Source organism: Aeribacillus sp. FSL W8-0870, from assembly GCF_037963755.1.
GTDB lineage: Bacteria > Bacillota > Bacilli > Bacillales > Aeribacillaceae > Aeribacillus > Aeribacillus composti.
In genome coordinates, this window is the sequence record NZ_CP150165.1 from 3,323,936 (window position 1) to 3,337,848 (window position 13,913).

General features: G+C 38.5%; 16 protein-coding genes and 1 pseudogene. 8 read left to right on the top strand and 9 right to left on the bottom strand.

Annotation, left to right across the window (positions count from 1 at the left end; translation table 11 throughout):
- Nucleotides 1-32: 32 nt before the first annotated feature.
- The 3 genes and pseudogenes from serA to NSU02_RS16185 all read right to left on the bottom strand — a co-directional run.
- Nucleotides 33-986 (bottom strand): annotated as a pseudogene (gene serA / locus NSU02_RS16175) (phosphoglycerate dehydrogenase); the annotation flags it as partial.
- 336 nt (nucleotides 987-1,322) lie between these two features.
- On the bottom strand, nucleotides 1,323-2,297 hold the full coding sequence (locus NSU02_RS16180; protein ID WP_311066461.1) for a bile acid:sodium symporter family protein: 975 nt from the start codon (nucleotides 2,295-2,297) through the stop codon (nucleotides 1,323-1,325).
- Nucleotides 2,298-2,512: 215 nt separating this feature from the next.
- Nucleotides 2,513-2,836, bottom strand: coding sequence for an antibiotic biosynthesis monooxygenase (locus NSU02_RS16185; RefSeq protein WP_063386279.1), 324 nt, complete (start codon nucleotides 2,834-2,836; stop codon nucleotides 2,513-2,515).
- A 147-nt stretch (nucleotides 2,837-2,983) separates the two neighbouring features.
- Between NSU02_RS16185 and NSU02_RS16190 the strand changes: the two genes are divergently transcribed.
- The 4 genes from NSU02_RS16190 (at nucleotide 2,984) to NSU02_RS16205 (ending at nucleotide 6,373) form a co-directional block, all read left to right on the top strand.
- A complete protein-coding gene (locus NSU02_RS16190; protein WP_063386280.1) occupies nucleotides 2,984-4,189 on the top strand; it encodes an aminotransferase class I/II-fold pyridoxal phosphate-dependent enzyme in 1,206 nt (401 codons plus the stop codon).
- Between the two features lie 716 nt (nucleotides 4,190-4,905).
- The gene (locus tag NSU02_RS16195) at nucleotides 4,906-5,121 is read left to right on the top strand and encodes a hypothetical protein (RefSeq protein ID WP_063386281.1); all 216 of its coding nucleotides are present in this window, start codon (nucleotides 4,906-4,908) and stop codon (nucleotides 5,119-5,121) included.
- Between the two features lie 5 nt (nucleotides 5,122-5,126).
- The gene (locus tag NSU02_RS16200; protein ID WP_063386282.1) at nucleotides 5,127-5,330 is read left to right on the top strand and encodes a hypothetical protein; all 204 of its coding nucleotides are present in this window, start codon (nucleotides 5,127-5,129) and stop codon (nucleotides 5,328-5,330) included.
- 407 nt (nucleotides 5,331-5,737) lie between these two features.
- Nucleotides 5,738-6,373, top strand: a complete 636-nt coding sequence (locus NSU02_RS16205) for an FMN-dependent NADH-azoreductase (RefSeq protein ID WP_311066462.1) — start codon at nucleotides 5,738-5,740, stop codon at nucleotides 6,371-6,373.
- A gap of 261 nt (nucleotides 6,374-6,634) precedes the next feature.
- Here NSU02_RS16205 and NSU02_RS16210 read toward each other — a convergent pair whose 3' ends face one another.
- Nucleotides 6,635-7,816: an IS701 family transposase gene (locus tag NSU02_RS16210; RefSeq protein ID WP_063388773.1), complete on the bottom strand. Its 1,182-nt coding sequence runs from the start codon at nucleotides 7,814-7,816 to the stop codon at nucleotides 6,635-6,637.
- A 93-nt stretch (nucleotides 7,817-7,909) separates the two neighbouring features.
- Here NSU02_RS16210 and NSU02_RS16215 point away from each other — a divergent pair, with 93 nt between their 5' ends.
- Nucleotides 7,910-8,068, top strand: coding sequence for a hypothetical protein (locus tag NSU02_RS16215; RefSeq protein ID WP_339193291.1), 159 nt, complete (start codon nucleotides 7,910-7,912; stop codon nucleotides 8,066-8,068).
- Nucleotides 8,069-8,170: 102 nt separating this feature from the next.
- Nucleotides 8,171-8,749: a helix-turn-helix domain-containing protein gene (locus NSU02_RS16220; protein ID WP_339193292.1), complete on the top strand. Its 579-nt coding sequence runs from the start codon at nucleotides 8,171-8,173 to the stop codon at nucleotides 8,747-8,749.
- Between the two features lie 468 nt (nucleotides 8,750-9,217).
- Here the strand turns inward: NSU02_RS16220 and NSU02_RS16225 are convergent, their stop codons facing one another.
- Nucleotides 9,218-9,976 (bottom strand): MerR family transcriptional regulator, encoded by a 759-nt coding sequence (locus NSU02_RS16225; protein WP_339193293.1) that lies wholly within the window; start codon nucleotides 9,974-9,976, stop codon nucleotides 9,218-9,220.
- Between the two features lie 254 nt (nucleotides 9,977-10,230).
- Between NSU02_RS16225 and NSU02_RS16230 the strand changes: the two genes are divergently transcribed.
- Complete coding sequence (locus NSU02_RS16230) at nucleotides 10,231-10,857, top strand: hypothetical protein (RefSeq protein ID WP_339193294.1); 627 nt, start codon at nucleotides 10,231-10,233, stop codon at nucleotides 10,855-10,857.
- Nucleotides 10,850-11,434, top strand: a complete 585-nt coding sequence (locus NSU02_RS16235; protein WP_339193295.1) for a DUF1648 domain-containing protein — start codon at nucleotides 10,850-10,852, stop codon at nucleotides 11,432-11,434. The genes NSU02_RS16230 and NSU02_RS16235 overlap by 8 nt, the downstream gene beginning before the upstream one ends.
- Nucleotides 11,435-11,465: 31 nt before the next feature.
- On the opposite strand, the gene NSU02_RS16240 is transcribed toward NSU02_RS16235, so the two are convergent.
- The 4 genes from NSU02_RS16240 to NSU02_RS16255 all read right to left on the bottom strand — a co-directional run bounded on the left by NSU02_RS16240 (nucleotide 11,466) and on the right by NSU02_RS16255 (nucleotide 13,714).
- On the bottom strand, nucleotides 11,466-11,558 hold the full coding sequence (locus NSU02_RS16240; RefSeq protein ID WP_339195824.1) for a DinB family protein: 93 nt from the start codon (nucleotides 11,556-11,558) through the stop codon (nucleotides 11,466-11,468).
- Between the two features lie 12 nt (nucleotides 11,559-11,570).
- Nucleotides 11,571-11,756, bottom strand: a complete 186-nt coding sequence (locus tag NSU02_RS16245) for a hypothetical protein (protein WP_339193296.1) — start codon at nucleotides 11,754-11,756, stop codon at nucleotides 11,571-11,573.
- 38 nt (nucleotides 11,757-11,794) lie between these two features.
- The gene (locus tag NSU02_RS16250) at nucleotides 11,795-12,250 is read right to left on the bottom strand and encodes a DUF3237 domain-containing protein (protein WP_339193297.1); all 456 of its coding nucleotides are present in this window, start codon (nucleotides 12,248-12,250) and stop codon (nucleotides 11,795-11,797) included.
- A gap of 108 nt (nucleotides 12,251-12,358) precedes the next feature.
- Nucleotides 12,359-13,714 (bottom strand): aromatic acid/H+ symport family MFS transporter, encoded by a 1,356-nt coding sequence (locus tag NSU02_RS16255; RefSeq protein WP_066247353.1) that lies wholly within the window; start codon nucleotides 13,712-13,714, stop codon nucleotides 12,359-12,361.
- Nucleotides 13,715-13,913 lie beyond the last annotated feature (199 nt).

Below are 13,913 nucleotides of genomic sequence, written 5' to 3' on the forward strand. Positions count from 1 at the left end.
TCTTAATGTAAAATCAATTGTTTGTTAATATTCTCCTCCTGTGCAACGGGCGGAAAATTGACAGAAAACCTAACAGGCATGCCTTTTATAAATCGCAAAACTTCCTCGGCAATTTGTGCAGCGACCTTAAACTGCGCTTCTTTTGTCGAGGCTCCTATATGCGGCGTCGCAATTACTGACGGATGATCAGCCAATTTTGAATGAATAGGCGGTTCGACTTCAAAAACATCAAGCGCTGCACCTGCGACATGGCCATTTTCTAGAGCTTCTAAAAGAGCTTCTTCTTCAATAATTCCGCCTCTTGCACAATTGATAATCCTTACCCCTTTTCTTGTTTTTGCCAATGTATCTTTATTTAACAATCCTCTCGTTTTTTCGTTCAGGGGTGCATGAACTGTAATTATGTCCGCACTTGAAAGAACTTCATCAAAAAAAAGCATTTCGACACCGAAATTATTTGCTCTCTCTGGAGTTAGGATTGGATCAAATACATGCACTTTCATTCCAAAGGCTTTAGCCCGCTTGGCAACTTCAATACCAATGCGCCCAAAACCGATAATGCCTAAGATCTTCCCGTAAAGTTCAGATCCAACAAATGCTGACCGATTCCACTCTTTTGCTTTAACTGAAATATTCGCTTGCGGAATGTGCCTCATCAAAGAAGAAATCATCGCAAGTGTATGCTCGGCTACCGAAATGGTATTTCCATTGGGAGCATTAATGACAATTACTCCTTGCTTTGTTGCCTCATCAATATCAATGTTATCTACACCGACTCCGACTCTTCCGATAATTTTTAAAGAGGTCATCTTTCCTAAAAGCTCTTTCGTTACTTTTGTGCTGCTCCTCACCAAAAGAGCATCAAAAAGATTTAGTTCATCTTCTGCTTCCGATACACTTTTTTGGACAACTTCAACCGCTTCTGATTCTATCAACGGTTTCAGTCCTTCATTGTTCACTTTGTCAGAGACTAGTAGCCGAAACATTGTTTAAATACCTGTAATTTATTTTTAGGATCTATTAGCGCACGCTTACAAAGCAATTCTATATTTGCTTTTATTTTCCTTGTAAAAAAAAGTTAATTTTTTTGTTAATTTATAGTTAAAATTGTAATATTACTAAAATACTATTAAAAAATGCTGATTCATGTAACGTCATTATTGATGCTCCTTACCAGTTCTGCGTCCAATTGGCGAATAAAATAATTAACACATCAATGCCTGAAATTGCCCTTAAAAAACCCCTTCAATATAGGCAAAAATGCCTTAATTGAAGGGGATGCTCACATAACGTTTTATTAATGCTTTTTTGCATAAAAGCGTTCATTTTGCATTTGCCGCATACTTTTTTTCAGTAAGCGCATGGTGATAAACTTTTTCAAGCATGCGTCCATAAAAAGAAGCTAAAACCTGCTGAAAAAGCATGCCTAAGACAACCGGTACCGCCACTTGCGGCGGAAAATAAGTGATCGCAAGCACTGCACCGGCGCTAATATTCCTCATTCCGCCCGTAAACGTTAAAGTGATGATATCATCCTGTTGAAATTTTAATAGACGCCCGGCCATCCATGAAAAAAAGTAGCCGCTTGTAGCAATCAAAAAAACGAAAAAACCAATCAAAATTAATTTTTTATTCGGGTTCGCCAAATAAGGAGCTACTATCGCGCTGTTGATGATCACTACAAGCGATAAGGCTATTTTCGAAAACGGACTTAAAACGGCTGCAATACGCTGTTTCAATTCTTTTTTCGTCCACTCATTTACAAGCATTCCTAAAATGGAAGGCAGGATAATCATGAAAAATAAGCCAGACATCATATTCCATACGTCGATTTCTACCGTTCTCTCCACCAATACTAATAAACTGGCAGGAACGACAAAAGGAGAAATAAACGTATCTATTAATATAACAGCAAGAGCTAAAGCCAAATTTCCTTTATGGATTGATACCCAAATAAAGCTTGTAACACCAGTTGGAATGATCACGGCCAAAACTAAACCAATGATTGTGAAGCTGTCTTCTTGAAAAGCAAGATGGCCGACAGCAAACGCCCAAAGCGGGATGAAAAGATGAAGCAGCAAAAGAACGACGAAAATCGGCAGCGGATGCAAAAGAGCCTGCTTAAACGCATGAAAACTAAGATTTAAACTGCCCGCAAACGTAATAAAAGCAAAAATCCACGGAACAAGCTGAGAAAAATCGTCAAATATAGTTGAAAATACAATCCCGATCACAACACTTGACGGGGTTAAAAAAGGAAGCATCTTTTCCATTATGCTGTTTATGTTTTTTAACATTTTTCTCTCTCTCCAGTGTTAAGCTAAAATGAAAAGTTGCGCAATCCTAATGTTCACAAATAGTGAACAATCTTTACTTCATTATATAATATGCAATTTTTTCTCACCAATCCAGCGCTATGTCAAAACATTTTGCGAAGTTACTATGAACCTAGTCTCATGCTTTTCCCTTGGTTTTTTAGGGAAGCGGCCATTCTTCTGGGCTATAGTATCTATCAAATATGGAAAACCCTTTCCTCTTCTACTTTGCAAATTCTGATTGTATAACGTTTATACCATTCCTTCCTGCCTTTATCCTGCGCCGCTTTATGCAAAGCATTTTCTTTCCAGCGTTTGATATCATCCAATGATTCCCAATATGAAACTGTAATTCCGTACCCATTCTCATTTCTTGCACTCTCTGCTCCTAAAAAACCGGGCTGTTTGGACACCAATTGATCCATTTCCTTTGCCATTTCCTCATAACCATTGTCCCCTTCTGTTCTTTCCGATGTGAAAATCACGGCGTAATACTCGTTTAAACGTTTTGTATAATTCATTTTTCAAGCACCCTTTCTTATCAAAACGAAAAGTTTCATACTGTTTTATCATATAATGAACAAAAATGAATTCTCAAACTAGTTTTATTTTTTTTAATAATAGATATATAATATCTATAAAATTACTTTGATTTAAGGGAGAAATAAATAATGAAAAGAAATGAACAAGAACAACGGAATCCTCAAGCACTCAGAGATGAAACAATTGTCATCCATGGCGACGATTCTATAACGGACGAAAAAGGAGTCAATCCTGCTATTTACTATTCCGCAACATTCCAGGCACATAGTGCAAGCGAATTTTCTGAAATTGCTGGAACACCTCGTCATCCGCGATATTACACACGTTACGGAAACCCAGTGCATGAACGGGTTCAAAAAATTGTAGCAGATCTTGAAGGAACTGAAACAGCCTTAGTAACCGGCTCTGGTATGGGAGCGATAGCGACAACTATTTTATCGCTTGTAGCAGCAGGCGATCATGTGATTGCCCAAAAAAATCATTATATGAGCACAACGAAAATTATGGATGAGCTGCTGCCGAAATTTGGTGTTGACGTGACGTTCGTTGACCAATCCGACACTTCTGCGTTTGAAAAGGCAATTCGTCCGAATACAAAACTTATTATGGTTGAAACGCCTGCCAATCCTACATTGGTATTGACAGATTTAGCTGCAGTGTGTGATCTTGCCCGCCAACATGGAATTATCGTTGTCGCAGATAATACGTTTGCTTCCCCTATCAATCAGCGTCCACATGACTTTGGGGTTGATGTTGTTGTCCATAGTGCAACAAAATACATGGGCGGCCATCATGATTTGACAGCTGGCGTAATTTGCACAAACGAGGAATTAGCTGAACGTATTTGGAATACGCATATTTCCATCGGTTCAGTGCTTTCGCCAATGGATGGTTGGCTATTGCTGAGAGGCTTGCGCACGCTTCCTATGCGGATCGAACGGATTAACGCGAACGCTTTGGCGTTAGCCGAATTTCTTGAGAATCAGCCTCAAGTTGAACGGGTATATTATCCGGGGCTGCCAAGCCATCCGCAGCACGAGCTTGCTAAGCGGCAAATGAAAGGCTTTGGTGCCGTTATTGCCTTTTCCATTAAGGGCGGTTATGCTGAAACACAGCGCTTTGTTTCCGCATTAAAGCTTCCTCCTAACGCTGTAAGCCTTGGCGGAGTCGAGTCTCTCGTTGTACATACAGCAGCGATGTGGGAAGGAACAATGAACGAAGAACAAATGCAGCTCGCAGGAATCCCGGCAAACTTCGTGCGCTTCTCTGTCGGCATAGAACATATCGAAGATTTAAAAGAAGATGTCAGACAAGCTCTGCAAAAAATTTAATGAAGGAATGTGCGGACAATGGCGGGGGCTGTCTAATAAGCCGTTTTATCGGCTTATTGACGCCCCCTTTCATCTTTTTGAAAGTTTATGATTTTTTGTTTTCAATGGAGATTTGACTTTCTGTACAGCCTCAATTAAAAATGCATTTCATTTTAGGAGCTAGTGCTTGCAGAAAAATCTTGATTTTATTAAACATACATCTTGCAATTTGAAACACTCGAAATCTATCATTTCTAAATATCACTATTGAACACACTACCTGAACAAGCTTTGGCAGCTTATGATAAAAAATAACTGCTTCATCAGTTCTATTTAATGGGATGTAAATTTTGCCGTATTAATAGTAAATAAGATTAGTTTCTCCCCATCCTTGGAGCAGATGAGTTATGTCAACACAGCACTCCGCCTCGCTTCTTAAAGTTAAGCTGATTTGTTTTACATACGCACTCCAAGACAGCATGTGTTGTCAATAAATCATCGATATAGAGGCCCGCTTGACAGCTATTTTTTATTTAAAATGATTTTAACTTCCCCACTTGCACGCTTCTCGAAAAAAACAGCATTCCCTTCTCCATGTGATTTCAATCTCTGCCATTCCATTCTAAAGAAAGATGCCCAAAAAAATGAATCGTTCCAAAATTTTCTTCTTCATATCAGAACATATATTCGCATATAATAAAAATAGAACAAACGTTCTTTTTTGTGAGGTGAAAATCATGAACGGTTTGCTGCTGAATGCCAAAAAGTACGGTTTTGCTTTAAAGATGATCTACATGACCGATCAAGGGGTAATAACAGAAAGATTGATTACAGTAAAAGACTTTAACGATAAATACATTCGCGCTTACTGCCACTTTCGAAAAACTTTCCGAACGTTTAAACGATCCAACATTCTTTCAATTGGTCCCATAAAAAAACGAAAAATAGGGTGAAACGAATGGGTAGATATCACATTATGCTAACATATTTTAAAGGTCGGCAAAGAGTTGTACAGGTCATGGATTTCAGCGGTGCGCAAATGATTACTTTTACAATGGATGAGCTGGAAAATGACGAGATGCCCGTTGAACTAAAGAAATATATTAAAACAATCGAAAAAGAAATAAATGAAGGACGATGGGATTATTGGAAAAGAATTTAAGAAACGGGCATTTACTCTGCCTTTCCGTAAAGAAAATGCTGCCTTATCATTTGAGGAGAAGATGGCAATAGCTAAGCTTCACATTACAGGGAATAATAAATTATATTCCAAACAAATGGATGAAAAACGGTTTTCACGGCGAAAGCGTTCAAAATCAAAAATAACTGATCAAGGCTCATTCGTAGATCAGCCATGTTTATTGACCGATAAGACGTGAAAAACAAATTAGACAGCTGAAAACAAATTATTTGACTAAAATTGGATAGATTTTTTTGCAAACAAATCATTTGAAATCTAAAACAAATTCCTATAAAATTATCTCGAAATAAATATTTTCAAAATAAAAATTTATAAATTTTATTTTTTCACTAAAAAACTAAAATTGCACCAAGAGAGGAAGGTTTACGTTGACAAAAGTATTGTACATTACAGCACATCCACTTGATGACACCCAATCTTACAGTTTGGCAGCAGGAAAGGCTTTTATCGAAACCTATAAAGAAGCGAATCCTGACCATGAAGTAATTCACCTTGATTTATATAAAGAACATATTCCCCAAATCGATGCTGATGTATTAAATGGCTGGGGGAAACTGAGATCCGGAAAAAGCTTAGATGAGCTTACTTCCGAGGAAAAAGCGAAAGTTGGACGTCTTTCAGAGCTTTGTGAACAATTTATTGAAGCGGATAAATACGTTTTTGTTACACCTTTATGGAATTTTTCATTTCCGCCTGTCTTGAAAGCATATATTGATGCAGTTGCAGTTGCAGGCAAAACGTTTAAATACACTGAACAAGGATCTGTTGGGTTATTGACTGATAAAAAAGCCCTGCATATTCAAGCGCGTGGAGGCATTTATTCAGAAGGTCCAGCAGCTCAAATGGAAATGGGTCACCGCTATTTGGCTGTTGTGATGCAATTTTTCGGTGTTCCTTCATTTGAAGGCTTGTTTGTAGAAGGACACGCTGCTCAACCTGAAAAAGCAGAGGAAATTAAACAAAACGCAATTGCGAGAGCAAAAGATTTAGCGCATACGTTTTAAGTAAAAAATAAAGAGGCTGATCTTTCATGATATGCTCCCCTTAAGGTAGACAGATTAAAATATAAAAAATCTGTTTTAGGGGGAGTTTTTCTATGTATAAGCAATATACTACAGAGTTCAAACTTGAAGTTTTACTTGCATATGAAAACCGAGAATGTACTATTCAAGAGCTTTGTAAAAGGTATCAAATTACTAAATACTGTAGTTGAGCAATTTTCATTACAATAATTACCATGTAAAAAGAGACAAACGGAGTACCCCTTATGCCACATGAAGCTGTTTTTTAACGACATCAATGGGAATATCTTGTTTCGCTGCATCGTAAATAAACTCCACGAGGCTATGTCCTTTCTTCTTTCGAAGGAAGTCAAGCCCGGTAGAGAAATCGCTGTTGGATTCGACCATACTGTACACATAAGCGAGTTGCACCAAGATCCAATACCGTTTCACCGCCCGACGTTGACGAACGCGGTACCCATCGAGCTTCAGCTGGTCTTTCGCTTGTCGAAAAAAGCATTCGATCGACCAACGCTGGGCATAGTAGCGCAAGATCTCTTCATCGCTTAGCTCCCGGTCGGTGCTCAAGACGCAGTGAAGATGTTCAGGTGTCATCGGCTGATCGGCTTTCCAAGCCAACAACACAACGGCATCATCGAGACCTTTCAGCGCTCCCTCGTAGCGATACACGCGATAACGCTCTTCTCCCACCGTGACGAGATGGGTGTCGTTCGGTTCGATATAGCGGGCAAACTGTTTGGCTTGGATGGCGATGCCTTTTGGATAAAGAACCCGATTCGTCTTGAGCATCGCAATGACGTGGAATCCTTTTTTCAGGCAGGCTTCCACGAGTGTTTTCGATGGGTACCAAGAATCCATCAGCACATAAACAGAACCGTGCACATCCAAAGAAGAAAGCATCTCGATGGCCCATTGACCCTTGCTTTTCCCATCCGCCTTGTCGTAGAGGCGAAACGCAAAGGGAAAGGCTTGCGTCATCGTATGAACCATGAGCCAGACGAGAGAGTGTCCCCAAATCGACTTTTTGTCCGCGTGAGAATAATGCCAATTACACCCTTCAATAGCGTGTTTCGCCTGTGACGAAGGCTTCGTTTTTCGGCAGATCGTATCATCGATCGAAACAAAAATGGGGTGATTCTTTCGCTTGGCCGTTCGTTCCACATGACGAAGCATCCACTGCTGGAGTTTGCGAAGCAAGATTTCTTCATCCCAAGGGCTTTTCGTGAAAAAATGGCTCAGTGTCGTTCGATGGTTGGGATGAAAGCTCTCATGATGCAGATCGGTCAAGGTTCCCACAAATCCTTTCGTTGTCAGCGCATCGATAATATGAACGAGATGCTTCATGACCGGCTTAGAGAAATAAAGGGCCAGCCCCAACATTGCGAAAAACTTGTCGATTCCTTGGTGATGTGGTAGTCTATTCATGAGACATGAACCTCCTTGAGAATGGTTTGGTGACACATCTATTCTAATCAAGGAATCGGGTTCATGTCTCCTTTTTTGTTCGGATGTAAATTTATGTTAGTGAATTTGCTCATCTACAGTAAATATTCTTTAAAGCAATGGATAAATAAATTTGAGGAATTTGGAATAGAGGGTCTAGAACGTTCAAATTCTTGGAAAGGTTTTAAGGAAGCAGCTGTAAAAGATTATTTATCTGGTGAGTTCTCACAGTAAGAGATTGTCAGGACATATGGTATTAGTAGATCGGTACTTCAACGATGGATGAAGAAGTATAATAGCCATAGAGATTTAACGTCGAAAGGAAAGACAAGCTCTATGACTAAAGGAAGAAAAACGACTTGCAATGAACGGATACAAATTGTGCTTGATTGTTTAGGGAACGGAAAAGATTATAAAAAAACAGCAGAGACTTATGAAGTTTCTTATCAACAAGTATATCAATGGGTGAAGAAGTATGAAAATGGTAAAGAAGAAGCGCTTAAAGACAAACGAGGAAGAAAAAAAGAAGAAGCAAAGTTATCTCCAGAAGAAAAAATGAAACTGGAGATGAAAAAGTTAGAAAGAGAAAATGAACGCTTACGTGCGGAGAATCTTTTTAAGAAAGTTAGAGGAAATCGAAAGGAGGCGAAAACAAACCAAATTCGTTTTGAAGACAAGTATATCGCAATCCGGGGACTTCATGAGAAAGAAAACCTAAGCATAATCTTATTATGTGAAATCGCCGGTATTTCACGAGCTGCTTACTATAAGCGGTTAAAACGTTCGCCTTCCTCCCGAGAACTTCAGAATGAAGAAATCGTAAAAGATATGAAAGCTCCCAGGAGAAAGTTAACTGTTTTCTGCAAGAAAAAAATACAGAGTGTTGCAGTATATCTTTATCAAAATTTTGAATAAATATACATATATGTGATCTATCCATCAAGGGCTTGACATGGATCCTCTGTAGCCATGATTCTTTAGCCAAGCGCCAGATTCAACAGTTTTGGCAAAACCAAAAAGGTTATCATGGCTCCTCCTCCATGTAAAGCCCCATTGCAAATCACTGCATAAGGATTTCACTTTTATTTTGCAAAAAACAAGTTGACGGCATCTATGGTTACCGTCGAATGACGTTGAATATAAATCGAAAGCTTGGTCAGAACTTCAATCATAAAGACTGATGAAAGTTGCCGCTATACAATCTGTTATTCGAAAAAAGCAAAATCTTATAAGCGATCTACTCCTCAACATGTTGCAGAAAATATATTGAATCGTGAATTCACAGCGGAAAAGCCAAATGAAAAATGGGTAGCTGATGTCACAGAATTAAAATATGGTTCATCAAAGAAAGCATTCCAAAGACCGAATTGTAAAAAATTCTTTTCAATTCATGGTATAAATTCGAACTGCATCCCTTAAAAATTCCGCTGCTCCAAGATGTTTTTTATCATAATACGCTTTAAATCTTTCATCTGCTACATACATCTCTGTTACTCCTCTATGAGCTTCCTTCGTATAATGATCCCAAAAATAGCAGAGCCATTGACGATGCAAATCAGCTGCCTTCTGTGCCAGCTCGCTCGCTGGATCTCCAGTTACAAATGCTTTATTCAGTGTATTCAAGACCTCTTCCTCGAGCTGTTTCAGCTGTTCGAACTGCTCTTTTGTCATGTTTTTCAGTTTTTGATTAGATCGATCGACGACTTCGCCTCCATATTTTTCTCTAACTTCATGCCCATATTTTCTTTCATTTTCTTCAATTAATTTTTGTTTAAAAGCTTCAAATTTCTCTTTATCGCTCATCGTGATCCTTCCTTCCTTTGCCGCTATTGTTTTCTCCACATTTGCGATTAATGAATCTAGCTGCCTGCGTTTTGCAAGAAGCTTTTCGCGGTGTTCCTTTAAAGCTTTCATGCTGTCGAAGGATGGTGAATTGATGATTTTTTTAATTGTATCTAAATCAACTCCAAGCTCTCGATAAAAAAGAATTTGCTGCAGTTTATCAACCTCTTTTTCCCCATATATGCGATATCCGGATGAATTGATTTTCGCTGGCATAAGAAGCCCAATTTCATTGTAATATCGCAATGTCCTTGTTGTAACTCCGGTCAATTCTGCTAATTGTTTTACCGTATATTCCATCCTTTCACCTCCTGACAAGATCATCATAAACCTTTACGCAACGTCAATGTACAGAGAAAAATTAATGTTATAATAAACATAATATTGAGAAAATAAAATAAGGCTGTGATCACTTAGTGTTTTTACAAAAAAATATCCTCAATGCTATTTCTTATGTTAAACCCAAATTCACCGGCGCCGGATTCTCGCTGTTTATTTTTTTTACTGTTTTTTTCATTGCAGCTGATTTTGACTTGTATGGAGTTTCAAAAGATTTGAATAACCCTTATCTTTGGAGCATTTTTTACGGATACGGAATAATTTGTTCTATTTTTATTGACCTGCTGGCTGTGAAAATTCCTAAAATCACTGGAACCATTAAAATTGCCTTTTACGTTTTGGCAGGATATCTCATTTTTTTGCCTTTCGGATGGATGATGGTGATTGTTGGCGGAACAGTCGGAGCTCTTTGTTCATTAGTTTTTTATTTTGGAACATACATGGCGCGAAAAAACGCATTTTTTAAATATATTTTTGCAATCTGTGCTCCGTTTATTTTGTGTATTATTTTAAACACGGATTTTACTGTAAAAAAAGATTGGCGCGAATGGAAAAGGAATTCAAGCTATATCGCACTTTTCGACTATTTCCACGGAGAACACGCCATTCCGATTTATGCGGAAAAAGGTCAAACGATTACGTTTTCCGTTAAAATTCAAAACAATAACGGAGGCGGACATGGTTTTCATGTATTGAACAAAGACGGCGACGTTGTCGCCATGAAAGAAGTCGACGAAAGCACATATCAAATCAAAGCGGCAGAAAAAAGCATCTACCATATCATCGTCACAGGCGACAAACTGAAAGGAAGCTTTACAGTTACTTGGGATGTAAATGAGTAATAGAATCCTGCAGCTGCGATTAAATGAAACACAACAAACGGTGAATACGTATGAAAACATCGATAATGGAAAAACGGAGGTTTTCTCTGTGGAGAAAAAAAAGAAAATTGAAAATGTTCTTTTGACACTTTCAATTATTGGGCTTTCAGCAATGTTCATTTACGTCATTTTCATTTGGGAGCATTTGCCGGATACTATACCACGGCATTTCAATTTCAAAGGCGAACCGGATGGATTCGGCGGAAAAGGCTTCATTCTTGTTCTGCCTTTTACAGGACTAGGAATATTTGTCTTGACAACATTATTGTCCCGCATTCCCGACGCATTTTATTATCAGTACAATGCTACAAAAGAACAAAAAAAGCTTCTTTATAATCAAGGAAGGATTTTCATCCGTTTATTGCAAGCAGAAATAGTTTATTTCTTTTTATTCGGGGTCTGGCGAACCGCTCAAGTCGCACTCGGAAAAGCAGATGGACTTGGAGTCTACCCGCTTTATATTTTCTTAATTGTCATACTAGGGACATCGATTTATTTTGCTTTCCGCACAAACAAAGTTCTGAAAGAAACCAGATGACATCAGTTCGATGATCATCTGGTTCATTTCATCAACCGCGCATCACATAACGTAGAAGGGCCGTATTCCCCATTTCCCGCACATAGACGAACAGCTGTCCTTTATGGTGGATTTCATGATCCATCGCAGTTTGCAATCATTGCGATCCAGACATTTTCGCTCCAAAAATTTTGGAAAGATCGACTTGGCGATCTAGATCCTCATTCGTCACGGATTCTAGCAGGCTTTTTGTTCTTTCAGTATACATTTCTGCTAGTTTTTTTAAGTCTTTTTCCATCTCTTTCAATTTTTCGCCAAATACATCCAGATTTCCGGTTTTCACTGTTTTTGCAAATCGATAAAAGGCCGATAACATATGAATTAAAGAATTTGATAAAATGCTACTTGTACTTCGGACGGTTTTCTAATTCCTTCTCCTACAAATATCATCTTGTTAAGGAAATCATACTTTTTATTACCTACTTCAAAAACGGGAGATGTTTTAAAATAATACGAGTCTTGTGGAACTTCCTCGCCGCAAATCAACTTATTCATAATTTCTTTCGGTCCGTGCCTATATCCTTTATTAACTACATAAATAGGCACTCCGTCGTCTGTTTCAATTGTATAATGGGCTAACAGTTCCGTCAGCCCATCTTTTCGTATTAATTGGTAATCGGCTCCTCCGGAAAGTACTCTTCCCTTTATGTTAGGGCCTTCAAATCTTCCACCAATAATCGGAATAACCCTCCTTATCCCTAATCCAACATCACCAATAATAATCGGCTCTTCTACCTTTATGCTGGCAGTTAACAGATGCTCTATTTTTATTGGCATTTTTCTTTCCCCTTCCAAAGTTGAGCGACTTTATTTTTTACAAATCGCTTTACCGCTAAGAATAATTTCAAATCTCGAAGAAAATATCTCCTCGGGACTTTACAAAAATTATTTTTCAACGGCTACATCTTCATTGATTATCTCAGATTGTTTTTTCTCTTTGTAATAGACTGAATGCTGCTCTTGAATGAACAATACTGCTAAACCGCCAAGCACTGCTGCACTGGCAATAGCTGCAAAATTATATTGCGGCTGTAAATTTAATGAAAGTAAAATCCCGACAAATGTAGGGGCAACTATTCCGCCTAAACGGCCAAATGCCATTGTACTTCCTACAGCTGTTGAACGCATATTAGTAGGATAATATTGAGAAACGAATGCGTTCGCCATATTTTGAACCCCGACGGATGCTGCACCAATAACAGAAATCAGGGCAAAAGCGATGAATGTACTGTTGGCAAAACCGATTAAAGATAGTGCAATGGCTCCACAGAAAAACAATGGAACAAGCACTTTTTTAAAGCCTAGCCGGTCAACTATAGGGCCGAAAACAACTGTTCCGACAATCGCTCCAATTTGCATGACAGCAGTAAATGCAAGGCTTGAGCTTAAATCATAGCCAACTTCCATCATAAGGCGCGGCAGCCATGTATTCATGGAATAAATTAATACAAATGCGCTAAAGCAGGAAATCCAGAACATAACGGTGCTGAATGCACGTTTTTCCTCAAACAAACTGACAATAGGCGATCCCGCTTCTTTCACTTTTTCCTTTTTTTCAAATTCCCCATCGCTGCTAATTCCCGGCTCAATTTTGGCAAGAATTTTTTTAGCTTCTTCTTCCTTTCCTTTTTCCAAAAGAAAGTCGATGGATTCTGGAACACTTTTCAACAAGAAAGGAATGAACAATAAGGGAATTCCGCCTACCCAATATACTGACTCCCATCCAACTGTAGGAAGGAGCTGCCTGCTTGTAAGCGCTGCCAGAATAGCTCCTGCAGAATAACCGCAAAAAATGAATGAAACAATTGCTGTGCGAACCCGTCGCGGTGAATATTCAGTTGCTATTGCAACGACATTAGGCATAACTCCGCCCAGACCAACACCTGCAATGACACGAAAGATCGTAAATAAGACAGGATTTGCTGCAAAACCTGCGAGCAGCGTGAAAAAGCTAAACAAGAACGTAGTCAACAAAATAATATTTTTTCGCCCTATTTTATCCGATAGCAATCCAAACAAAACAGCACCGATTGCTGTTCCGACAACTGTATAGCTGCCAATAGCCCCGGCAGTGACATCCGAAATTCCCCATTCCTTAATAAGCAGCGGGACAGAAGCACCGTAAATGACAACATCAAATCCGTCAAACATAATAACGATAAATAACCAGAAAATCAGCCAAATATGGAATGAATGAATGCGGCTGTTGTCAATTACGTTCATTGGGTTAATTCGTTTCATATTATTATAGACCTCCTCATCAAAAATTTTTTGTATTTTACATTTTAAGTAAGCGTTTGCAATTTATCTGAAACACCTCTCTTTTACTTAATATTTTGAATTATCTTTAAGTTGATTGTAGCATCTCATTATCATAATTGTTATCTACTTATTGTAGAAAAAAACACATTCATTTTCCTAAATTATGTGGTCAAATCTG